Below are 24,003 nucleotides of genomic sequence, written 5' to 3'. Positions count from 1 at the left end.
AGCTCCTTGTCATCACCAAACCATGTTTGGATAAGTCCTCTGTAGATATTGCATTTCTGCCAAGATAAAGCCCAAATTCTCCGTGTGCATTCCTTGTTTAGCACCACGGCGGAACGCAGCTGTAGCGGGTAAATTCAACTCAAAACGTTGTAGTTCTGACTTGACATGTTGTTCCCAGACTGCAAAGTCTCGCACTGGGTCAGCAATAATGCCTGCAGTAACTAACTGCTGTTCTTCATCACTTAACTCAAATAACTCAGCAGTAAAACGCCACAATTCATCTAAACCTTGTTGTGTACGCTGTTTTGCTTCATCAGTACTTAAACTCAGACGCTCCATCCACGTTGTTGAAAAACGTACATGATATTTAATTTCTTTTAGTGCCTTGTTTGCCAACGCAGCTAAACCAGCATGTTTGCTTTGGGTTAAACCACTGATCAATACATGATGGTATTGATCCATTAACCATTGACGAACGATAGTTTGTGCGAAGTCACCATTAGGTTGTTCAACCAATAAGAGGTTGAGATATTCACGCTCACCGCGGAAATATGCCAATTGATCTTCATCACGTCCCTGACCTTCTAACTCACCAGCCAAAGTCAAAAAATTACGCGCTTGACCCAACAAGTCCAAACCAATATTGGCGAGCGCAATATCAATCTCTAACTCTGGTGCATGACCACACCACTCGGCTAAACGCTGCGCCAAAATCAATTGGCTATCCGCAATATGCAATACAAATTTGGATAAGACTAAATCACTCATCATCAACTCCTTAGCTTACATATGCTCAATGCCATCAGGGATGGTATAAAAAGTTGGATGACGATAAACCTTGTCTAAAGATGGATCAAAAAACTCTGGTTTTTCATCAGGTTGAGATGAAGTAATCAATTCTGACTTAATCACCCAAATGCTAATCCCTTCATTTCGACGGGTATAAACATCACGTGCATTTTGCAGTGCAATTTCATCATCTGGCGCACGCAAGCTGCCTACATGTCGGTGGCTTAAACCTTGTTTACTACGTACAAACACTTCATAAAGTGACCAGTTATTTTTATCTTCCATAATCTATTCCTCTCACTAATTTTGTCCTAATTAGGCAACTTTACTTTGTGCTTGCGCTTGTGTTTTTGCTTGCTGTTTCTTGGCATAGACTGCCGCAGCTTCACGCACCCACTGACCACCTTCCCATGCTTTTTTACGCGCTGAAATACGCTCGTGATTACATGGACCACGACCTTCAATCACATCAAAGAACTCAGTCCAGTTAATTTCACCAAACTCATAATGACCAGTCTCTTCATTGAAACGTAAATCAGGATCTGGCACTTCAAGACCGATCATTTGCATTTGTGGTACGGTGTTATCAACAAACTTTTGACGAAGCTCATCATTACTAAAACGCTTAATTTTCCACGCCATGCTTTGTGCACTATTTGGCGAATTATCATCACTTGGGCCGAACATCATCAGTGCTGGCCACCAATAGCGATTGACCGCATCTTGAGCCATTTGTTTTTGCTCTGGCGTACCTTGAGCCAAGGCCATCATGGCTTCAAAACCTTGACGCTGATGGAAACTTTCTTCCTTACAGATGCGAACCATAGCGCGGGCATAAGGACCATAAGATGTACGGCACAATGCAACTTGGTTAACAATTGCAGCACCGTCAACCAACCAGCCAATGGCTGGCACATCGGCCCAAGTCAATGTTGGATAGTTAAAAATAGATGAGTATTTCATTCTGCCTGCAATGAGTTTATCCATCATGTCATCACGATCAGCACCCAAAGTTTCAGCTGCACTATACAAATACAAACCATGTCCAGCTTCATCTTGAACTTTGGCCAACAACACAGCCTTACGACGCAAGGTCGGAGCACGGGTAATCCAGTTACCTTCAGGCAACATCCCAATAATCTCAGAATGCCCATGCTGACCAATCTGACGAATCAATGTCTTACGATAGCCATCTGGCATCTGGTCTTTGGCTTCAATGCTGACATCATTGGCGATGTTGTTATTAAATTTCTCAAACTGGCTTTCCATACCACCACTCCCTTATTTTGATACTTAAGCACTTGATCTTTATTTTTTGATACATTAAAACAAATGTCAACCAATATTTACGTATCATAATTTTACAACTCAACATAATTATCATTAATACATGATTTTAAACAATTTTATTAATAATAAAATCATCCAAATTTTAAGATAATTAATTTCTTCATAGACATTATTGATATTTTTATGGATTATATGTATCACTATTTACCATAAGAAATTTTTTCTGTATCACAAATGGAGTCTGACTATGCTTGAGCATACTCACGAAAATGGATCTTCTCAGTCACAACCTCACCAACAAGACTCAGCCCACCCTATGACGGTGCTTGAATCATATGTTTACGGTACTTGGTATCATGCAAATGCAGGTTTTAGACCTGTTTATCATGCGATTAGTGGTGAAGAAATTTATCGCGTTTCAAGCCAAGGCATCGACATGCAAAAAGTGTTGGCTTATGGCAAGCAGCATGGCTCAACGCTTGCACAGTGGACTTTCCACCAACGTGCTAACGCACTCAAACTCATTGCACAAATGCTATTAGAAAAAAAAGAACAGTTTTATGCTTTGGCGACAGCTACAGGTGCGACTCGTAAAGATGCTTGGATTGATATCGAAGGTGGAATTCAAACCTTGTTTGCTTATTCAAGCATGGTACGTCGCGAACTCAGTGATGAAAAAATCATTACAGAAGACAGTTGGATACAATTATCAAAACACAATAGTTTTGGTGCCAAACATATTTTGTCACCTAAAGCAGGCGTAGCTGTACATATCAATGCCTTTAACTTTCCAATCTGGGGCATGTTAGAAAAGATTGCACCGACCTTACTCGCAGGTGTCCCTTGTGTCGTTAAACCAGCAACTGACGGTGCTCAACTTACTCAAGCCGTTGTAAAAGCCATTGTCGAAAGTAAGCTTCTCCCTCAGGGTGCATTGCAACTGATCTGTGGTCAAACCTATGATTTATTTGACTACTTAGGCCCACAAGACTGCGTAACATTTACAGGTTCAGCATATACTGGCCAACAGTTACGCCAACATCCAAATCTCAATAAATACTCTGTACCATTTAGTATGGAAGCAGACTCAGTCAACAGTGCAATTTTGGCAACAGGATCATCTGAAACGGCTGTAGATCTTTTTGTACGTGAAGTCATCCGTGAAATGACTACAAAAGCGGGGCAAAAATGTACTGCAATTCGCCGCGCATTTGTTCCACAGGAACTATTAATCCATGTTCAAGAAAAGCTCGTTGCCAAACTTAATAAAGTTGTTACAGGTGATCCTACACTTGAAAACACCAGCATGGGTGCACTCGCGAGTATCAAGCAAAAGTATGATGTTGCAGAAAAGGTAGAACAACTCGCACAAGATGCGGAAATCATTTTTGGTGGTCACCTACAACAAAATATACAGTTCAATGCAGCTCATCCTGAAAATGGCGCATTTTACCCTCCAACTTTACTGCTATGTAAAACACCAATCCAAGCGCAGTATGTACACAATACTGAGGCTTTTGGCCCAGTATGTACCTTGATGCCATACCAATCGATTGATGAGCTTGGTGACTTGGTCGCACGTGGTGAAGGCAGCTTAGTGGCTTCTATCGTTAAAGATCAACATGCCAATATCGAAGATATCGTTGCTAAAATTGCACCTTGGCATGGTCGTTTACATATCTTGGATGAAACATCAGCAAAAGAAAGTACAGGTCACGGATCACCTTTACCGCACTTGGTTCACGGTGGTCCAGGCCGAGCTGGTGGTGGCGAAGAACTGGGTGGTATACGTGCGGTTAAACATTATATGCAACGTACCGCGATACAAGGTTCGCCTGACAGCCTAACTCAAGTGACACATGCTTGGACTGCAGGCTCTCAAATCAATGAGGATCGTGTACATCCATTTAAGAAGAGTTTTGATGAGCTGGTTATTGGTGAGCGCCTACTTACAGCACGTCGTACAGTGACTGAAGCTGATCTGGTTAACTTTGCTTGCTTAAGTGGTGATCATTTTTATGCCCATACGGACAAAATCGCTGCAGCAGAAACCTTCTTTGGTGAGCGTGTTGCGCATGGCTACTTTGTCGTTTCAGCAGCCGCTGGACTTTTTGTCGATGCACCTAAAGGTCCTGTGATTGCAAACTATGGAATGGATAATCTCCGTTTTGTTGAACCTGTTAAGATTGGTGATTCAATTCAAGTCGAACTTACTTGTAAACAAAAAACACCAAAACCGCAGAAAGATCCAACTCAAGCAGCTCATGGTGTTGTGGTTTGGGATATCAAAGTCAAAAACCAACGAGGAGAACTTGTTGCGACTTACGATATTTTGACCCTAGTTGAACGTGGCCAAGAATATCAGGCTTAGGACAAAAACAAGAACGCATAGATCTATGCGTTCTTGTTCCCCTTATGAGTAATCTCTTAAAGAAGTTTAAAAAAATCACAGGGATTTCTCATATTCATTAGATGCAAATTTAAACAAGAACACATACCCATAAATTAGTATTTAAAACCTGCAAAAATGACGATTTTTAATACCTTTTAGCTTCAATAACAATGCCGTCAAAATTGCTAAAAAACACCGATTCATTAGGCTAAAAAATAATCATTTCTACTGTATTAAATTGCCTGAATGCGGGGCTATATAGTGATTAAAGACCACTATCAAATTAAAAAATAACGAGATTTTCAAATAGATATAATGGCAAAAAAAATGACAATTTTGCTTTATTTTTCGCCAAATAGTAATAAGGAAAGATATATCATTGACTGTCGTGCGATGAAGGCCGATACTTCCAATGTTTTGCTAAAGCAAACCAGTACGCAGAGGTCTGAGTTACCACCTCGACCTCAATAAATTCAATCACAAGCAAGGGGCTATATATGGCTGGTGGAAAGTCAACAATCATTTACACACTGACCGACGAGGCGCCATTGTTAGCGACATACTCGCTACTGCCTATCATTGAGACCTTTACTAAGCCGGCCGGCGTAGAGATAGTCAAAACTGACATCTCAGTAGCCTCTCGCGTGCTCGCAGAATTCGCGGACTGCCTAAGCGATGAGCAAAAGGTACCGAACAACCTCGCTGAGCTTGGTCGCCTTACACAAGATCCAGATACAAATATCATCAAACTACCTAACATCAGTGCTTCTGTTGGTCAGTTAATTGCATGTATTAAAGAACTGCAAGCAAAAGGCTTTGCACTTCCGAATTACCCAGAAAACCCAACAACTGATGAAGAAATTGCCATCAAAACACGTTATGGCAAATGTTTGGGTTCTGCTGTTAACCCTGTACTTCGTGAAGGTAACTCTGACCGTCGTGCACCAACTGCAGTAAAAAATTACGCGAAAAAACATCCACATTCGATGACTGAGTGGAAACAGTGGTCACAAACTCATGTTTCACACATGGAACACGGCGATTTCTATCACGATGAGTTGTCAATGACACTTGACCGTGCGCGCAATGTAAAAATGGAACTTATCACTAAGAGTGGTGAGAGCATTTTACTTAAGCCTAAAGTTGCATTACTTGAAGGCGAAATCATCGATTCAATGTTTATGAGCAAGAAAGCACTTTGTGATTTCTACGAAAAACAACTCGATGACTGTCGTGAAGCAGGTATCTTATTTTCATTACACGTTAAAGCAACAATGATGAAGGTTTCACACCCAATCGTTTTTGGTCACTGTGTAAAAATTTACTATAAAGAAGCTTTCGAAAAACACGGTAAATTATTTGACGAGCTAGGTATTAACGTCAATAACGGTATGTCAGTGTTGTATGAAAAAATTGCAACATTACCAGAATCACTACATGACGAAATCATTCGTGATTTACATGCATGTCAAGAGCACCGTCCTGCTCTTGCAATGGTTGACTCTGCAAAAGGCATTACCAACTTCCATTCTCCAAACGACATCATTGTAGATGCATCTATGCCAGCAATGATCCGTGGTGGTGGTAAAATGTGGGGTGCTGATGGCAAACAATACGACTGTAAAGCAGTTATGCCAGAATCTACCTTTGCTCGTATCTACCAAGAAATGATCAACTTCTGTAAATGGAATGGTAACTTCGACCCACGTACTATGGGTACAGTTCCAAACGTTGGCCTAATGGCACAGAAAGCTGAAGAATACGGTTCACACGACAAAACTTTTGAAATCACTGAACCTGGTACTGTTCAAATCACTGATCTTGAAACTGGTGAAGTCTTAATGGCTCAACAAGTTGAAGAAGGTGATATCTGGCGTATGTGTCAGGTGAAAGATGCACCGATTCGTGACTGGGTAAAACTTGCAGTAACTCGTGCACGCAACTCTGGCATGCCTGCGATTTTCTGGCTTGACCCATACCGCCCACACGAAAATGAATTGATCAAAAAAGTTCAAGAGTATCTAAAAGAACACGATACAACTGGCCTTGATATTCAAATCATGTCACAAGTACGTGCAATGCGTTATACGCTTGAACGTGTAGCTCGTGGTTTAGATACAATTTCTGTTACAGGTAACATTTTACGTGACTACCTCACAGACTTGTTCCCAATCATGGAGCTTGGTACTTCTGCAAAAATGCTTTCTATCGTGCCATTAATGGCAGGTGGTGGTATGTACGAAACTGGTGCAGGCGGTTCAGCACCTAAACACGTACAACAACTTGTTGAAGAAAACCACTTACGTTGGGACTCTTTAGGTGAATTCCTTGCACTTGCTGTTTCTCTAGAAGAGCTAGGCATCAAAGAAAATAACGAACGTGCGAAATTACTTGCAACTACACTTGATCAAGCAACGGGTAAACTTCTCGATAACGATAAGTCTCCTTCTCGTCGTACTGGCGAACTTGACAACCGTGGCAGTCATTTCTACCTTGCGATGTACTGGGCTGAAGCACTCGCTGCTCAAGACCAAGATGCTGAGCTTAAAGCTAAATTTGCTACGCTTGCAAAAGAGCTTGCTGCAAATGAAGACAAAATCATTGCAGAACTTGCTGCTGCTCAAGGCAAACCAGCTGACATCGGTGGTTACTACGCTATTGATCAAGAAAAAACTAGCGCAGTTATGCGTCCAAGTGCAACGTTCAATGCAGCACTTGCGGCAGCTGAAGCTTAATTTTTTAGTTCACTAATTTAAAAAACGGTGCTTATGCACCGTTTTTTTATTCTTCATTATAAATATACAATAAAATCATCCACAACACATAAAAGAATTCTAATTTTTAAATATGATTATTTTCTTCCGCCTTATTAGCTTCATTCGAGGTGTTCTTCAATTTCATCAATTCAGTATTAACCTTAATTAACTCAATTCCTGCTAATAATTGTTCCTGTAACAAATTGCCAGACTTATCAAGTTGCGTTTTATCTACATCTTTCCCAAAATATTTTAAAGCCAATTCTTCACGAATATTATTAGCTACACTTTTACTCATACCAGATACAAAGTCAGGAAATGCTTCCAACTCAAGTTTGGTCTGCTTCGATTGCTCTTGTCTCAATTGATAAAAGCTAGTTAGCCTTAAGAAATAAGTTGCCAGCGTCACCCCAACTAATAAAATTGCAATCTTAAAAATTATATATTTTAGAGTATTTCCATTAAATGGATATAAAGGTTGATCATTTAATACCATGCAGGTTGTGTTTATATTAATAGACAAACTACAAAATAAGCTCAAAAAATTATCCCAAACACCAACTAGAGGATTATACCCAACAGTTAAGATAAGTGTTAGAAACAAGAAAATTAAAAAACTACGCCTATACTTATTCTCTAATTTTTTAAAATAATTACCAATCTCACTATACAACTCAACTGATGTTTTATTTTTTAAAGAATTTTCATATTTTTTTAAATCAATAAGAGCCTGATTATATTTTCTCTTAACACTATCCAGCTCACTCCCTAGCCTCAAAGAATTATTTTTTTCTTGAATTTCATTTACACCATTATATAAAGATAGTTTTAAAATAAATTCGCCAGTAAGGTGATTACTATAAATATCTGATACTTCTTTATTTAAAATATCACATAAGTTCTTTAAAAACATATCAACACCTAACTCTCCCTCATAATTCTTTTTAATGTAAGGAAAGATACTGTTAAATATATGCAAAAATTTTTCAGACAATCCATTAAAATCCATTTCATAAAACTGAATAACATTAATTAATTTTATTAAATTATTAAAATTAATTAAACACATTGATTTATTAGTTTCATCACCATCCACAATACCATTCACAAGATCTATAAAAAAATTAAATGGAAATATATAATCATAGAGATTGTTTTTATCAAACTCTATCTCATCAATCCGAATTTTACTACCAGAAACCTCTAAATTAAGATACTTTTTATCCATTACTCACTCTATTTAAATGAATATTACAATTTAAAATTAAGTGTGAAAGATATCCTCTAAATGATTAATTTACAATATTTAAATACCACTCTATAAGTATTATTAAGTGAACAAATTAAGTCTTATTTCAAATACAAAAAAGAAGAAATTAAGCTTAATTTTTTTAGTTCACTAATTTAAAAAACGGTGCTTATGCACCGTTTTTTTATTCTTCATCGTGGACATCATAGCCATATATTTCTGCAGCTTTTTGTACAGAGCTATGGAAGTTATGACAGGCTTGTAAATACAACTCAGCATCAACCATCAATATTCCTGGCACCCCAAATCCTTCATTGATCGGCAATAGTGTTTTTTGACGATCAATCTGCACAATTGGATGTGTAATCGAACAATAAACTTTGACTTTATGCGGTTGTTTGTCCCAATCAATCTTTTTACTGTCCCAAGCTTTAGATCCACCGATTAAAGTCAACTCAATATTGGATTGTGTATTAGTCTGTTTAAGTTGTTTAAAAGATTGCACTTTAGCTACTGAGCAAGGATTATGATAACAAGTCTCTACATAAGCCCCTTTTTGTATTCCAGTATGGTCAAACTTTACTACAGGCTGTGCAGATACCCATCCGGACAATAACAATCCAAATAAAAAGACAATAAATTTCATCAAATGAGCTTCCTCGCTTACATTAATATTAAATTATTTTACAATAAAATTAAGAAAAGAGATTTAGTTATCTACTAACAATATCTTAAATACCAATTAAAGTAGTATTTTTCTTTTTACTCGCCCCATATTGAATAATTATTAATTTAACAAAATAACAATTACCCCACATCAAAAAAGTCAAATACAGAATATCTATCATTTATTTTTGATAATAAAATAACAACAATACTTAAAAAATTTTATCATTTTATCATTTTATCATTTTTATATAGATACCATAATTCTTATAGACAACACTCACACTCATATAAAAATTATTATTAATAAATAAAATTTAAAAAAATCCAACATAATTAAAATACAACTTATTAAAATATTTAATATAAACAACTAAACAGCAAAAACAAAAAATACAATCTATAAATTAATATGTTTTTATGAAAAAATATTTATGTAATTAAAAGTCACCTCCATATTGGTAAAGAATAGTACATTTTAAAATACCTGACAGCTATCATTTTCAATAATTTCCGCCAGGTTAAATCTAAATTATTTTCAAAAGTCTAAATTTATTTTCATTGAATAAAACAACTACAAGTTATTGAGAAAATTATATAATAAGCTTGAATGAGATCCTTTAAAGAGAATTAGATCATTATCTTCAACTATTTTTGAAATATTTTCTTCAAAATCAGTTAAATTTTCATAAAATACAATATCATCCATATAATAATTTTGGTGTTCCAAATAAAGAGAACCAATTACAATGACTTGATCTATCTTAGCTATTGACACAAAATTTAATAATTCCTTATGAATTCTAAAACTATGGTCTCCCAATTCAGATATTTCCCCTAAAACTACAAGTTTTCTACCAGAATGCGATCGTTTCTCTAAATTAGAAATCGCTAATCTCATTGAAGTTGGATTTGCATTATAAGCATCATTTATAATAGTTAATTTTTTATTCTCTATGAATTTAGTTTCTAAATTACCTCTCCCTTTTACAGGTTTCCAATCAGAGAAATACTTAGAAGCAATTATCCAATCAACCTGCGTGAGGAATAAAGCAGCAGCAACTGCCAAGAAATTGAGCTTTATTTCAAGGGATAGGTCAGCAGGAATATCTATTTCATAAATATTATCTTTATAATTAAACTTTAAAACTGGCTCAGAAGTATCCAACAATTGAAAATCAGCTTTTTCAGACTCCCCATAAGTATAAATACTGGCTAAAGGATTTACATTTTCTCTTATTAGTTTTTGATAGGGCATATCACCATTTAAAACTACAATACTATTATTAGGTATATTAACTAAAGCCTTAGATTTAAGAATTGCAACATCTTCCAGCGATCCAATTTCACCAACATGAGCCTCTGCAATATTAGTAAATATACATACATTAGGTTGAAGCATTTGATGCGAATGAACGCTAATTGGCTCATCTCTAAAGCTACTAGCCCCCGCAACTTCAAAAACCCAGCTTTTACTGTTAATTGGAGCTGATAAAATACCTTTGGCAACATAAAATGGAGTGTTTCCAAAATCATTAATATAAGCATTTTTATCAATCCTTCTAAGAGATCGACCTAAAAGCGCTAACACACTTGTCTTTCCAACACTCCCTATAATAGAGTAAACAAATGGTTTATATTTCTGTCGCTTTTCCAGAGAAACCGACATAATTTCTTTTTCTTTATCTTTCAATAAAATTATTTTATTTTCAGGAAAATCAATAATAGGCTTTTCATCACAGATAATAAATTCAATATTGTCATCATGCTCTTTAATAAATTTTTCTGTAACCCCAACTTTAGAATGAGAAGATCGAAGAACTGCAACATTTTTTTTATTATTATTTATTTGTGAATCAATTACTAAGTTGGAATCCCATAGTTCATTTAAATTATATAAATTAACTAAATTATTTTTTTTACCAATCTCTCTATCATGAAGATATTTTAAATATTCGATTCTTATAATTGCCTCGTCTAATTCAAAAAACTGTGTCCCTGGAAAACTATTGATTTCAAATATCCACAGATTTCCATCTGCATCACCGCCAAGATCTATACCTAGAGCATCAATATCTTGACTATAAAATTGTTGAAACTGAGTTGGAAGATGATTTGTTAATTCGTTAAGTTTTCGCAATACATCATTGGCTTTTTCTTTATATCTACTCTTAATAAAAGATATTACATTTGCTATCCCTCCACCTGTTGCAATATTTGCAGTCATACCTTCACTCGTACCAACTCGAACATAAGTCTTAGTATTAACCCATTTATTTTGACCATTCCTTTGTACATGTACACGAATATCAAAAGGTGCACCATGTATGGTTGTAGACTCTATATATTTTTGAATAATAAAATTTCTCCCTCTGATCACCTGATCGTAAAAATTATCCAAGCTAGCTATTTCCTTAGTTTCACCTTCAAAATTTACATAAAATTTATTATTATTTTTTTTAATAAAATAAATTTCTTTACCTTGGTTTCCACGAATAGGCTTTAATACAGAGTAATCGTACAATTCTAAAAAAGAAGTAAAATCATCTCTATTTCTAATTACCTCTTGTGGAATTAGACACTCACGAAATATATTATTATCTCTTAATAAATTTAAGGTTTTTAACTTTCCACCTAACACCTGTGTCGTCAAATAACAATATTCAGATAATTGATTAATTACATTTTTATTTTTCATTGATGAGTTATTATCATTATCAATAATCAAAGGATAATCAATAACTTCAGTAACCCAGGAACTGTTAAAAAATCTTTTTGCATTTATTTTTCTTGTTTCAATATCAACATCATCTACACTAAAAAAATAGATATCAACACCAGTGTGCTGTCCCACATAAGACATTGCTCTAGCTCTACTAGCAGGCTTTCCACTAGATCTTAGCATCCCAACTTTAATTATATTATTACCCATAATAAAAACCAGCTCCAAAAATAATTTCAATAGTATATTATTGATAATATAAATAACATATTAAATTTCAACAAAAAATTAAATATACATCCTTAAAAACTCTCAACTTAAAATGTAACTTCAATTTCAATAAAACTATGTAGTACTAATCAGTTTGTGCTAATGACTCAACCCCATGCTATTCATAAAACAAAATCAAGCCAATAAATCCTACCAGAACAACTTGTTGGAAGCCTTTGTAGAAATTGTCATTTACTGTGTAACTTCACTGCTGCTTGTGCAGATACCCATCCGGACAATAACAATCCAAATAAAAAGACAATAAATTTCATCAAATGAGCTCCCCCGCCCCTAATTATTAAAAATAATGTCAATATAATATGATATTTAAAGGCTATATTTAATTTTTATCAGAAGCTATTGCATAGCAAGCAAGATATGCTGTAGTTGATCCACTTATTTCAATGAATACCACCATGCAATCTTTAAACCATGATGAAAGCCATCAACTTGAATCTGTTAAACAACTCTTACAGCAAGTGTTCCAAGACAAACTCTACGCAATTTACTTATATGGTTCATATGTTGATGGTGGCTTAAAGCGTAAAAGTGATCTCGATATTCTGGTTATTATTGAACGTGCAATCACTGCTTCCGAACGACAACAAATCGCAAAAGTGCTTTTGCAAATCTCCGTTCCAGTCGGCCATGCTTCAGCGCGCGCCTTGGAAATAACAATACTCGATAAAAACAGTATTACTGCGCTTCAACCACCCTACCCGTATCAACTGCAATATGGTGAATGGTTAAGAGATGAATTACTCAATGGCGCACAGTTAAACAGTCAATATGATCCAGACATCAGTATCTTACTCAAGCAAGCACAACTACAGCATGTCACTATTTTAGGGCCAGATCTGAACCATTGGCTCCCCGCGATCAGCCACAAGCAAGTCAAAGATGCTCTACGAGAAACCTATCCAGAAATTATTGCACACTGGAAAGACGATCAGGATGAACGCAATCAAATTCTAGCGCTATGCCGCATTGCCTATACGCTCAACAAAAAAACCATTGTTTCCAAAGATACTGCGGCAATGTGGTGTTTAAAATTTTTAGATCAAGACAATCAAGCCTTATTGCAGCTCATGATCGATGAATATACAGGACGAGGAAATGAACAAAGCTGGCCTGATCTACACTTAGCGCTCAGTAAAATCGTAGAGATACTAAAACAAAATATTGAGCCATTACTGTCTGATGATTTAGGTAATCGATAGTCATACACCAAACTACAGAAAACAAAAAAACCAAGACCAAATATGCTTGGGTTTTATAGCGTAAAATTATTTATAAGAAAAAATTTAATAAATCAATTTAAAACATAAAATTTTAAAAAAATTATGACTCAATTTTTTGATTTTAAATTAGCTGAATCTGGGATTAACTCTTTAGCATCATCGACAAACGTCCTGTTCACACCATTTATATTTATTTCGTAAAAAATATAATCTTTATTAGAATATAAAATTTTCACGCTGGGGTTATTGAATTTTTTAATGGTTTTTTCTTGAAGCAGTTCATAATTGTAAAGCTCACTATCATTGACTATTTTATTATTGAAAGCTTCTACATTTCCTTCTATTTTAATCCCCCAAAAACCTAAAACACAGTAAAAAAATATAAATGTAAAGCCTTTAACTACTTGATAACTCGGATTAAAAAAGAAATTTAAGCCACAGTATAACAAGACATACACGCCTATCGAGATTAGATTGACACACCCAAAGCTCACCATCATATAATTAATATATGAATCAGATTCAAATTTATAAAAATGATAGCCAAACATTACAATCCACAAGATCGAAAGTACAATATAGGCAACATAATTTATTTCTTTAAACACCCCTAATAAAGACAATTCAACAACATCTATTAACCACTTCGTTATCAATAAATTTCCAATAATCCATCCCAGTAAAATAATTACAATTAATCCATCTGGAATAACTTGAGAAACTGAAAAATATCGTATATTTGAAAAACCTGCGTAATACCAAATATTTATAACCTGATAAATTCCGCCTAAGGTAGCCGGAATTATAACTAAGATTGCAATATACTCTTTCAGCCATTTCAAGATAAAATCATTCATTTTTGACTCATTATATTTTTAAGTGACTTTAGACGATCGACCACATGCAAGTTTACCCAACAAGGTTATATGGCTCTCTCTTCAAAACGCATTGAATTAATCTAAATCATATTATAATTTTTAAATTATTTTACACTTCTATATTTCTCAATCTCCCAGACTCTTACTGTTTTATCTAAATAATGAGTTTAACCCATTGCTATCAAGTACATAGATTTAAGCACAAACCAGATCGCCTTCTATGCACCCCAAAAGAAACAACAGCAAAAAAGGTTGTCTTTTAATTTTTAAATTACTCAATCGATATCTAATAAAAACCCAAACAACAGGCAATAAAAAACCCCAAGGCTTAATATGCTTGGGTTTTTCATTAAGAACGTCTTTGAATTAAAAGAACTGATAGAGCTCCACATGCGTTAATTCATATTGCATTTCAAGAGGTAAATTTTGTATGGTCTGATTACCATTCATACCATCAGGAACCACTTTTTCAGTAATAACTTTTTTTAAAAAAAATCCTTTACCTTCAACCTCTTCAAAATGCATCATTTTTTTGAAAGTAGAGCTCTGCCCATATACAAAAGAAATTATAAAACCTCTAATACTTTTCTCTATAGAAATATCTGAGATATAGTTCATATTTGATAAAATTTTTTCATTAATATAGGGGGAAGCACGCCCCTTTTGCAGAACAAATACATAACTATGTATTGTGGGATCTGAGTAACGACATTCCTCAGACTTTTTCGGAGAAAAACCTCTATCCAATATATAGATCTTTCTTGTTTTATCTAAATTCAAGACTGATAATATTTTATATCTATTTGATATTAATAATTTTTTTTCTTTATAAAATTTTTCATTTTTTTCATCACATGTAGCATCATACTTTGCATATATTTTACTCTCGGCATACGCTGGTACCACAATACAAGTCAATAAAAAATATATAAAAATTCTCATTAGTAAGTCTTCCAAAAAACTGTATGTCCCTCACAGACAGTAGCTATAATGCTTTTACTCGCATTCCGTGCATTGGTAATATATATAAAATTTCCTGTACTCCAGTTTTTAGGATCAATGAAGACTTGAGATGGTACTGAAGAAATATAATTATATTTTGTATATACAACACTACCTTTAGGGTAAATCTTTAAAGTTGCTGCTCTATATTTTTCATATATATGCTTATTTATCGTGATTTTTTTATATTCTCTAAATTTTGCATGCGGCACACCTCCTTGAAACGGGCTTTTTAACCCCCATGCTAAAAAATCTGTACCATCCCAGAAAGTAGCTCCTTTAGTAGGATCTTCATAACCAGATAAAGACTGTAGCAATCCTTTACGAGTATTTTTTGATTTAATGTCAGCTCTTGCTGAGGCCAATAAAGTCCCTTTTAGACTTTTTGGAACAGAAGAATAAGTAGTAGAAAGAAGCTTAAATAGTGCCCAACTTAATTCCTTAGCTCTATTCGAAGCTGTGAACCCTAAACAAATACACTCCTGCCCAGAATCTCCTGCTTCTTCTGCTAGAATAAAAGCATTTTTTTGGAAATCAGAATGAGTCATTTCTAATTTTTTCTTATCTTTATAGTCATTTCCGTCCTTTCCATTACATGCATATAAATCTTCTATCTGCCCTATACCATCAGTAACTTTGCCCTCAAAAGAGCCCGTTTCAATATTATAGTAATGGCCATTTAATCGTTTTTTATCCTCAGCTAGCAAACTATTGGTTACATTTTTCCAAGAATTACTAAGCTGCAAATTTGATGCTGTGAAGTTGTTATAATTAGCACTTTGACCACCCCCAACCACATGAGATTGCTGAAGCAAAATGCGTGCCCCACAACTAAGCTGATCTCCTGCATAAGCAACTGCTTTACCATCAAAAATCACACGATCATGACTCTTAAGGACTATTGACCAACATTTACACTTTGGACAAAAATGACCATCGCCAGCCACCACAAATAAATTACCCATCTGAGAACTTCTCATTTGGGTAGCAGGAATTATTCCACCGTGATCCGTTGGGGCGTTATGAATTGCAAAACCGTTCATCATTTTTTATTTTTAAATAACGTAGTTTAAAAAACTAACACGAAATTTCAGAGGCTACAATTTAGTACTGACCAAGGGCAATTCAGATTTTTTCACTTCCTGCGCATACCAACCGGATTCATTAAATTAAAGCCATTAATTTTTAATAATTATTAGATAAAGTGTTTTATATCAAAAATAAACACCAATATATCCAAAATTCAGTAACTACATTTAATCTACAAAAACACTTATATCCTCCTTACAACAACATTATTTTCAACAGTCCTTTAACACTTTTTAAGATTCTAAAACATCTAGTTTGAGTATGCTGCTACTGATACAAATGTAATAGCTGATACTGGATGAAAGCTAGAGAATATCCATCCCGATTAAAAACCCAAACAACAGGCAATAAAAAACCCCAAGGCTGAATATGCTTGGGGTTGTTTACAGAATCTCATGATTCTTAATATGGTCCCGAGGGTCGGACTCGAACCGACACGTCATCTCTGACAGCGGATTTTGAGTCCGCCGCGTCTACCAATTTCACCACCTCGGGAAGGTGTGTGCTTCGTTATGTAGCGTATGATAGCGGAATTTATTGGGTTGTCAACGACAAGTTTTTTTAATTGAATATTTTTAAAGCAAAAAACTTTTCTTTGACTAACAAATCAGCAAAATAAGCGAAAAAAATTAAAAAAGTTTATACTGGCGCTAATTTTTATTCATATTTCCCCCTGCTCATGCAACTCTCTGATTTTAGCTTCGATCTCCCTGATGAGCTGATTGCTCGTTATCCCTTAGACAACCGCAGTGCCTCACGTCTACTTCATTTAGGCGCTGATGGCCGTCATCATGACTTACACTTTGTAGACATTTTAGAGCTGTTTGAAGCCGGTGATCTACTTGTGCTTAATGACACGAAGGTCATGAAGGCTCGTCTAAAAGGTAAACGTGCCACAGGTGGTTCAGTTGAACTCTTGGTTGAACGTATTTTTAATCAGACGACTGCACACTGTCACATTAAGGCCAGTAACTCTCCCAAAGCTGGTGCAGAATTATTTATTGGCCCAGATCAGGTTCCTGTAACAGTGACGGGTCGCCATGAAAATTTATTTATCGTTGAGTTTTCTCAACCAATTTTACAAGTGCTTGATCAATACGGCCAGTTACCGATCCCACCTTATTTTAATCGTGAAGCAGAAGAGATCGACACGGTTCGTTATCAAACCGTTTTTAACAATCCAGAAAAGCTGGCCAGTGTTGCTGCCCCAACTGCAAGTTTGCACTTTGATCAAGCTTTATTAGAAGCGCTTGCTGCCAAAGGTGTAAACACTGTATTTGTCACCTTACATGTTGGTGCTGGTACTTTCCTTCCTGTACGAACCACAGACATCGAAAATCACATTATGCATAGTGAATGGTGTGAAGTAACTGAAGAAACAGCCCTAAAAATTCAAGAAACACAAGCGCGTGGCAATAAAGTTATCGCGGTTGGTACGACAGCAACGCGGGCGCTGGAAAGTGCTGCACAGGCTTGTCATGGTAAAATTGGCGCATGGACGGGTGATACTCAAATCTTTATCTACCCTGGATACCAATTTTGTGTAGTAGATCGCTTAATTACCAACTTCCATCTTCCTGAATCCACCTTACTTATGCTAGTTTCGGCACTCACTAGCCGAGACCATGTATTAAATGCGTATAAACACGCCGTAGCGCAACAATATCGGTTCTTTAGCTATGGTGATGCCATGTTGGTCGATCGTGCCAATAACGCGCAATGAGCTGCGATTTAGAATAACGTGATTTTTTAAAATGAAGTGAATAAGTAAATAACAGCATATTGTGATGAGTCGCAGTTAATTTTTTATTTATAAATTTATTTTTCTAGTTTTATATGAAGCGAACAATCTGTTCGCTTCATTGTTTAGATCAGTACTGTTGAATTGATGACTTAAGCACCTTCGACCAAAGTTAAGCCTGCATCACGGGCGGCACGAGTCCCCCCCATCAATACAACATAATCTCTTGAACTATCCAAACTTTCTAATTTTTCAGCTGCTCGTGGAGCTTTGCTACCACCGCCACATAAAATATAAATTGTCTGATCCGATGACACCTGAGTTAGACACTCCTCATCAAGATGATCAATCGGCTGATTTACAGCCCCCTGAATATGTCCTTCAGAAAAAGCTTTTATATCGCGAACATCCCAAATTACAGCGTTTTCTGGGAACTCAAATGTGGTAATTTCTTGCTTACGGATCATTACGTACTCCTTTGATGTAAACAAACACTTGGCAAAAGAAGAAACCGCCCTTAGCATCTCAGATATTCTTTCCATTTGTAAAGGTCTAAACCATGCCATCTTTCGATATTGTATCTGAATTAGAAGTTTTTGAAGTAAATCATGCCGTTCAAAACACTCAAAAAGAGATTGCGACCCGCTTTGACTTCCGTGGTCAAGATGTTTCTATTGAACTTAATGAAAAAGCCAAAGAAATTAAAATCAGTACCGAAAGCGATTTCCAATGCGAGCAAGTCTATAGCATGCTTGAAAATCATTTTTTCAAACGTAAAGTAGATATCCAAGCACTTGATCCACAAAAAATGACAGCTTCAGGCAAAAATGTTATCCAAGTCATCAAACTTAAAGATGGTCTTGACTCAGATACTGCGAAAAAAATTAATAAAGCCATTAAAGAAAGCGGTGTTAAAGTGCAGTCTTCTATCCAGGGTGACAAAATTCGAGTCACAGATAAAAAACGTGATACTTTGCAACAAATCATGGCATTTTTGAAAGAACAGCAGTTTGGTGTTCCCCTACAGTTCAATAACTTTAAAGATTAATAGCTTAGATTTTGCTCATTGATGGGAATGATTTCTATGACACAGTCCAACCGCTTATCCAAATTGGTTAAAGCAACATCCAAATTTCCCAAAGGCCTTCGCAGTACGCTATGGAGTAAAGCTTTTGGTCGCGTCGTTCCTATGGTCGGTACAGCCAATATTCGTTATTTGGAAGTAGATGCAGATCACGTTAAGGTTCGCATTGAAAATCAGCGAAGTATGCAAAACCATATCAAAGGTGTACACGCAGCTGCTATGGCGCTTTTAGCTGAAACAGCAACAGGATTTCTGACTGGTTTACATGTTCCTGATGAGCGAATTTTATTGATTAAGACTTTGCATATTGACTACTTAAAGGTAGCCAGTGGTGGGCTTACAGCAACAGCAACACTAAGTGCTGAGCAGCAACAGTTTATTTTAGAGCATGAAAAAGGTGAACTTCTCATCCCTGTCACAGTGATAGATGATGCAGGTAATGAGCCAATTCAATGTCAAATGCTTTGGGCTTGGCTGCCTAAACGTAAAAAATAATTGGCAATCTAAAAATATTGACTAAAAACCCCAAAATTATCTTTTGGGGTTTTTAAACTTAGCTTGCTTGAGCATCTAAAAATTGCTGTTTTGCTTCTGCTGGTATTTGGCGTTTTGAGCCATTACTGTCTACAGCAACAAAGGTAAATACGCCCTCTGTGACCTGAATAGGCGCACGTGAGCGATCATGACTTTCCCATACTTCAATTTGCATTTGAATTGAGGTATTCCCTACATGCAAAATTTTCGTATAACAACTCACCACATTACCGACTTTCACAGGAACTAAAAAGTTCATTTGATTAATCGAAATGGTTGCACAGCGTCCTTGACTAAAACGCTCTGCATGAATTGCTCCTGCCAAATCCATTTGCGATACAATCCATCCACCAAAAACGTCACCACTCCAGTTGGTGTCTGCAGGCATAGCGATGGTTTGAAGCGACAAGGTCCCTTCTGGCATAAGATGAGAATCTGACACATTAACTCCACGTGTTGGCGGCTAGCTGTTGATCTAGCCATTGTTTTAACTGTTGAGATCGCATCGCGCCACTGACACGAGCAACCTCAGTTGTTTTGTTCATAAGAACTAAAGTTGGAATACTACGAATATTAAAAGCCTGACTCAGCCGAGGATTATTTTCAGTATCTATTTTAGCAAAAACCACATTTGGATAATGTTGTGCCAACTCCTGAAAATGCGGTGCCATCATTTTACAAGGATTACACCACTCAGCCCACAAATCTATCAAAATCGGCAAGTCACTATTTTGAATAAATTGACTAAAGTTTTTTTCATTTAACTCAATTGGAACTAAAGGAATTAAAGCTTCTTTACACTGGCCACATGTTGGATTTGCTTCAAGTTGCTCTTGAGGCACTCGATTTTTTGCTAGGCATGCAGGACACACAACAATCATTTAATTCACTCCAATATGCTGATGTAAAAACTCTAATTGGGTCGAGATAGCTTTTTCCAACCACTGGCCATGATAAATATCGAAATGCGCCATATCCCATTCGTAATAATCTACAAAAGGTGCAATATTGGTTGCTGCCTCGCGGCTAGATTCAATTGGGATCCAACTGTCTTGTTTTGCCGCAATAAATAACACTGGAATATTAATCTTACGAAGGCTGGTAATGGGTCTATAACGGATTAAGTTAAAGAACACCCGAGCAGGAACTTCACCACTCCAATAATAATCAGCGTGAAGAATAGACTTAAACCCTTGGTAACAATCTTTGTTTGGCATTATACACAATGATTGTGCACTTACGACGGGCAATGTTTTCGCGGTTAGCCCAACTTTCGCCCCCATATAATCCTGACTTGACAGTTTTAGGGCTCTAGGCAGATATTGAATAGGATAATTCTTAACAGTTTCAGTGCCATCTACATAAGGAATTTGTGCAATGACTGCATGAATACGTTGAAGCTCTGAGGCCAAACTTAAAACATAGCCCCCACTTAGAGAAGTACCCCACAGGACTATTTTTCTTGTATTTAATGTTTTTTGTGCATGTAGATATTGAATTACTGTCTTCCAGTCATTTTGCTGCTCATCAAGAGAAACCAGCTCTCTAGGTGTCCCTGTACTTCCTCCCCAATAACGATAGTCAAATAAAATGACGGCATAACCTGCTTGTGCAAAGCGCTGAGCAAAAGCAACCAGCTTAAATTGTCTTAATGCTGCAAAACCATGTGCCATAACAATAATCGCGGGCTTTTTAATATTTTTAGGTCGATAAAAATCGGCTGCGATTACATCCTTACCGCTTTGTATATAGAGCGGCTCTACAGTGTAAGAGTACATTCTTTCTCCATGAGTATATCGCCGAACACTTTCCATTATAAATTTTCACAAGCAGCTCAACTGAGATCCCTGCTTAGTGCTATGATACCAACATAGTATTTTTAACATAATGGTTTGTAAAAAATGAGTGAATCTGTCGGCTTTGCTGGTCAAATTGGACCTGAACATGTCAATCAAGTGGTTGAAAAAGGGTTTAAATCGATCATTAATAATCGACCAGACTTTGAAGGTGGTTCAGAGCAACCTAGTAGTGCTCAAATCGAAGAAGCTGCACGTCAAGCTGGTTTAGATTACGTCTTTCAACCCATTATTGCGGGACAAATTACAGAGGTAGATGTTCGAACTTTTGCCAACCACTACAATACCTTACCAAAACCAATCCTGATGTTTTGTCGTACAGGCAATCGCTCTAACAATTTATATCAGATTGCGAAACAAATGGATTTATTAGATGACTAGTCATCTGATCTAAAATACTGGACATATGAGTAAGTTAGCAATTAAACAAAGTCATTTAACTCGACTGATCGGTTTAAAACAAATTGGTTAACTTACTTATATGTTTTATCTCAACTTTAGTAACTGATCTCCAACAATCAAAAATAATAATTCCTTTAGAGTCTTAGTATCTAATGGAGTCTAAGCACATGAAAAAATTGATGATCATCCTCACAACCTTAATATTCGTTTCTGCTTGTAGTTCAATGAATGTACGTCCAACTGTTGGTGTGAGTATGGGCACAGCTGTACATTAAGTCTGCGCTAAATACTTTAAACAGGCTTTATACGGGACTTCAAAAATATATAAATCATGCTAAGTTAACAACTAAAGTACTAACTACATTTTATTCTTGAACAAAACTGTAATGAACTCAACATATTCATAGCTTCAAATCATTCTTATTCAGTCATCGCATTTAGGGTTGGACAATGTACGATATTATTATCATTGGTGCAGGTACGGCAGGAATTAGTGCCTATAAAGAAGCAGTAAAACATACTCAAAATATTCTCATCATCAACCAAGGGCCTTGGGATACAACTTGTGCACGTGTTGGATGTATGCCAAGCAAAGTCCTGATCTCGACTGCAAACCGTATGCATGATATTGAACATGCAGATGAGGTTGCATTATCAAGTACAGGGACAATTGACACCTCTCAAGTCATGCCACATGTCCGCAAACTTCGTGATCAATTTACTGCTGCAACCATTAAAGATGTTGATCGTTGGAATCCAGAACATAAAATTTCAGCTTCAGCAAAATTTATTAATGAGAATACTGTTGAGGCCGCAGGTCAACGTTATCAGGCCAAAACTTTTATTATTGCCGTTGGCTCCACGCCTAACTACGATACCGATTGGAAGAATATTCTAAAAGATCGTTTGATTACTTCTGATGATATCTTCGAGCTCACAGAGCTTCCTCAATCTATGGCAGTCATTGGCAGTGGTGTCATTGCTATCGAACTTGCTCAAGCCATGACACGTTTAGGGGTGAAAACTACTGTATTTGCGCGTAGTCGTAAAGTTGGCGCATTAACCAGTCCTGAATTACAGCAAGTCGCTCAAGATGTATTGTCCCAAGAGCTTGATATTCGTTTTGAAGTATTACCAGAACATGTTCGTTTAGAAAATGAAAAAGTCATATTAAACTTCAAGCAAAACAATCAAGATCATACAGTTGAAGTCGACTATGTCCTTTCTGCCACTGGTCGCAGAAGTCTATTAAGTAGCCTTCAACTTGAAAATATTGACCCAACTTTTGCGGATATTAAAAACTTAAAAATTAATGATGCAAGTAAACAACTTGCGGATTATCCTATTTTTATCATTGGCGATGCTCATACACAAAATCCAATTCAGCATATTGCTGCTACAGATGGACGTAATGTCGTCCAAAACTGCCTCAACTTTCCAAATATCCAAACTCTAGATGCACCTAGCCCGCTTTCAATTGTATTTAGCGCCCCAGAAATGGCTATTGCAGGCTTAAGCCATAAGCAGTTACTTCAAAAAAATATTCTTTTTGCTACAGGAAAAGTCTCTTTTGAAACTCAAGGACGTGCAACTGTCCTCGGTAAGAACAAAGGCGCTGCTGAGGTTTATGTTGACATGCAAAGCCGTAAATTGCTTGGCGCTGAACTCTTTGTTGAGTCAGCAGAACACATGGCACATTTACTTTCATGGATCATTGCCGAAGATTTGACGATCGATGAGGTTCTAACAAAGCCGTTTTATCACCCAACGTTAGAAGAAGGCCTCAGAACTGCACTTGTCCGAGCATTCAAACAGCTTTAAAACACCTATCTTTAATACCTCTCCCTTTTGGCGAGAGGTTATCTGGAGAATTTATCACATAAAAAAATCCCCCCGATGTACTATCGGAGGGATCTTTAGGAATAATGAGCTGGCGATGACTTACTCTCACATGGGTAACCCCACACTACCATCAGCGCGAAGAGGTTTCACTTCTGAGTTCGGGAAGGGATCAGGTGGTTCACTCTTGCTATTGTCGCCAA

At 36.3% G+C, this 24,003-nt stretch carries 20 protein-coding genes, 1 tRNA gene, 1 rRNA gene and 1 pseudogene; 8 read left to right on the top strand and 15 right to left on the bottom strand.

Annotated features, from left to right (window positions below; all coding sequences use genetic code 11):
* Positions 1-12 precede the first annotated feature (12 nt).
* From paaC to paaA, 3 genes are read right to left on the bottom strand one after another with little or no spacing between them, the layout of a single operon-like run.
* Entirely contained in the window at positions 13-768 is a 756-nt protein-coding gene (gene paaC, locus Aru01_RS03350) for a 1,2-phenylacetyl-CoA epoxidase subunit PaaC (protein ID WP_016655067.1), read from the bottom strand.
* Positions 769-783: 15 nt separating this feature from the next.
* Positions 784-1,074 carry a 1,2-phenylacetyl-CoA epoxidase subunit PaaB gene (gene paaB, locus Aru01_RS03345; RefSeq protein WP_016655066.1) on the bottom strand — a complete coding sequence of 97 codons (291 nt, stop codon included), beginning with the start codon at positions 1,072-1,074 and terminating at the stop codon, positions 784-786.
* A 30-nt stretch (positions 1,075-1,104) separates the two neighbouring features.
* On the bottom strand, positions 1,105-2,058 hold the full coding sequence (gene paaA, locus Aru01_RS03340) for a 1,2-phenylacetyl-CoA epoxidase subunit PaaA (RefSeq protein ID WP_016655065.1): 954 nt from the start codon (positions 2,056-2,058) through the stop codon (positions 1,105-1,107).
* A gap of 268 nt (positions 2,059-2,326) precedes the next feature.
* On the opposite strand from paaA, the gene paaZ reads away from it, so the two are divergent.
* A complete protein-coding gene (gene paaZ, locus Aru01_RS03335) occupies positions 2,327-4,450 on the top strand; it encodes a phenylacetic acid degradation bifunctional protein PaaZ (protein WP_016655064.1) in 2,124 nt (707 codons plus the stop codon).
* A gap of 518 nt (positions 4,451-4,968) precedes the next feature.
* A complete protein-coding gene (locus tag Aru01_RS03330) occupies positions 4,969-7,206 on the top strand; it encodes an NADP-dependent isocitrate dehydrogenase (RefSeq protein ID WP_016655063.1) in 2,238 nt (745 codons plus the stop codon).
* A 106-nt stretch (positions 7,207-7,312) separates the two neighbouring features.
* Here the strand turns inward: Aru01_RS03330 and Aru01_RS18600 are convergent, their stop codons facing one another.
* The 3 genes from Aru01_RS18600 to Aru01_RS03315 form a co-directional block, all read right to left on the bottom strand.
* A complete protein-coding gene (locus Aru01_RS18600; RefSeq protein WP_016655062.1) occupies positions 7,313-8,455 on the bottom strand; it encodes a hypothetical protein in 1,143 nt (380 codons plus the stop codon).
* Positions 8,456-8,660: 205 nt separating this feature from the next.
* Positions 8,661-9,122 (bottom strand): hypothetical protein, encoded by a 462-nt coding sequence (locus Aru01_RS03320; protein ID WP_016655061.1) that lies wholly within the window; start codon positions 9,120-9,122, stop codon positions 8,661-8,663.
* Between the two features lie 594 nt (positions 9,123-9,716).
* A complete protein-coding gene (locus Aru01_RS03315; RefSeq protein WP_016655060.1) occupies positions 9,717-12,074 on the bottom strand; it encodes a YheC/YheD family protein in 2,358 nt (785 codons plus the stop codon).
* A 476-nt stretch (positions 12,075-12,550) separates the two neighbouring features.
* On the opposite strand from Aru01_RS03315, the gene Aru01_RS03310 reads away from it, so the two are divergent.
* A complete protein-coding gene (locus Aru01_RS03310) occupies positions 12,551-13,354 on the top strand; it encodes an aminoglycoside adenylyltransferase domain-containing protein (RefSeq protein ID WP_016655059.1) in 804 nt (267 codons plus the stop codon).
* Positions 13,355-13,482: 128 nt separating this feature from the next.
* On the opposite strand, the gene Aru01_RS03305 is transcribed toward Aru01_RS03310, so the two are convergent.
* From Aru01_RS03305 to Aru01_RS03290, 4 genes and pseudogenes are all read right to left on the bottom strand, one after another.
* Positions 13,483-14,232: a hypothetical protein gene (locus tag Aru01_RS03305; RefSeq protein WP_016655058.1), complete on the bottom strand. Its 750-nt coding sequence runs from the start codon at positions 14,230-14,232 to the stop codon at positions 13,483-13,485.
* Positions 14,233-14,619: 387 nt separating this feature from the next.
* The gene (locus Aru01_RS03300) at positions 14,620-15,210 is read right to left on the bottom strand and encodes a hypothetical protein (RefSeq protein WP_155766231.1); all 591 of its coding nucleotides are present in this window, start codon (positions 15,208-15,210) and stop codon (positions 14,620-14,622) included.
* An 808-nt stretch (positions 15,211-16,018) separates the two neighbouring features.
* Positions 16,019-16,301 (bottom strand): annotated as a pseudogene (locus Aru01_RS03295) (PAAR domain-containing protein); the annotation flags it as partial.
* Between the two features lie 451 nt (positions 16,302-16,752).
* Positions 16,753-16,839: transfer RNA gene (locus Aru01_RS03290), tRNA-Leu, on the bottom strand.
* A gap of 184 nt (positions 16,840-17,023) precedes the next feature.
* On the opposite strand from Aru01_RS03290, the gene queA reads away from it, so the two are divergent.
* A complete protein-coding gene (gene queA, locus Aru01_RS03285; protein WP_016655055.1) occupies positions 17,024-18,067 on the top strand; it encodes a tRNA preQ1(34) S-adenosylmethionine ribosyltransferase-isomerase QueA in 1,044 nt (347 codons plus the stop codon).
* A 170-nt stretch (positions 18,068-18,237) separates the two neighbouring features.
* On the opposite strand, the gene Aru01_RS03280 is transcribed toward queA, so the two are convergent.
* Positions 18,238-18,552 carry a rhodanese-like domain-containing protein gene (locus tag Aru01_RS03280; protein ID WP_016655054.1) on the bottom strand — a complete coding sequence of 105 codons (315 nt, stop codon included), beginning with the start codon at positions 18,550-18,552 and terminating at the stop codon, positions 18,238-18,240.
* 92 nt (positions 18,553-18,644) lie between these two features.
* Here Aru01_RS03280 and Aru01_RS03275 point away from each other — a divergent pair, with 92 nt between their 5' ends.
* Together Aru01_RS03275 and Aru01_RS03270 are read left to right on the top strand one after the other, a co-directional pair.
* A complete protein-coding gene (locus tag Aru01_RS03275) occupies positions 18,645-19,133 on the top strand; it encodes a YajQ family cyclic di-GMP-binding protein (RefSeq protein ID WP_016655053.1) in 489 nt (162 codons plus the stop codon).
* 36 nt (positions 19,134-19,169) lie between these two features.
* Positions 19,170-19,664, top strand: a complete 495-nt coding sequence (locus Aru01_RS03270; RefSeq protein ID WP_016655052.1) for a DUF4442 domain-containing protein — start codon at positions 19,170-19,172, stop codon at positions 19,662-19,664.
* Between the two features lie 58 nt (positions 19,665-19,722).
* Here Aru01_RS03270 and Aru01_RS03265 read toward each other — a convergent pair whose 3' ends face one another.
* Genes Aru01_RS03265 through Aru01_RS03255 form a run of 3 tightly spaced genes read right to left on the bottom strand, consistent with a single transcriptional unit; the run spans position 19,723 to position 21,481 of the window.
* Positions 19,723-20,127: an acyl-CoA thioesterase gene (locus Aru01_RS03265; RefSeq protein ID WP_370736878.1), complete on the bottom strand. Its 405-nt coding sequence runs from the start codon at positions 20,125-20,127 to the stop codon at positions 19,723-19,725.
* A 19-nt stretch (positions 20,128-20,146) separates the two neighbouring features.
* A complete protein-coding gene (gene trxC, locus Aru01_RS03260; RefSeq protein ID WP_016655050.1) occupies positions 20,147-20,584 on the bottom strand; it encodes a thioredoxin TrxC in 438 nt (145 codons plus the stop codon).
* Positions 20,585-21,481, bottom strand: coding sequence for an alpha/beta hydrolase (locus tag Aru01_RS03255; protein ID WP_016655049.1), 897 nt, complete (start codon positions 21,479-21,481; stop codon positions 20,585-20,587).
* 123 nt (positions 21,482-21,604) lie between these two features.
* Here Aru01_RS03255 and Aru01_RS03250 point away from each other — a divergent pair, with 123 nt between their 5' ends.
* Positions 21,605-21,940: a protein tyrosine phosphatase family protein gene (locus Aru01_RS03250; RefSeq protein ID WP_016655048.1), complete on the top strand. Its 336-nt coding sequence runs from the start codon at positions 21,605-21,607 to the stop codon at positions 21,938-21,940.
* 471 nt (positions 21,941-22,411) lie between these two features.
* Positions 22,412-23,782 (top strand): dihydrolipoyl dehydrogenase, encoded by a 1,371-nt coding sequence (locus Aru01_RS03245; protein ID WP_016655046.1) that lies wholly within the window; start codon positions 22,412-22,414, stop codon positions 23,780-23,782.
* A gap of 107 nt (positions 23,783-23,889) precedes the next feature.
* Here Aru01_RS03245 and rrf read toward each other — a convergent pair.
* Positions 23,890-24,003, bottom strand: a 5S ribosomal RNA gene (gene rrf, locus Aru01_RS03240).

The organism is Acinetobacter rudis, from assembly GCF_000829675.1.
GTDB classification, from domain to species: domain Bacteria; phylum Pseudomonadota; class Gammaproteobacteria; order Pseudomonadales; family Moraxellaceae; genus Acinetobacter; species Acinetobacter rudis.
This window is presented reverse-complemented; position numbering and strand designations above follow the sequence as displayed.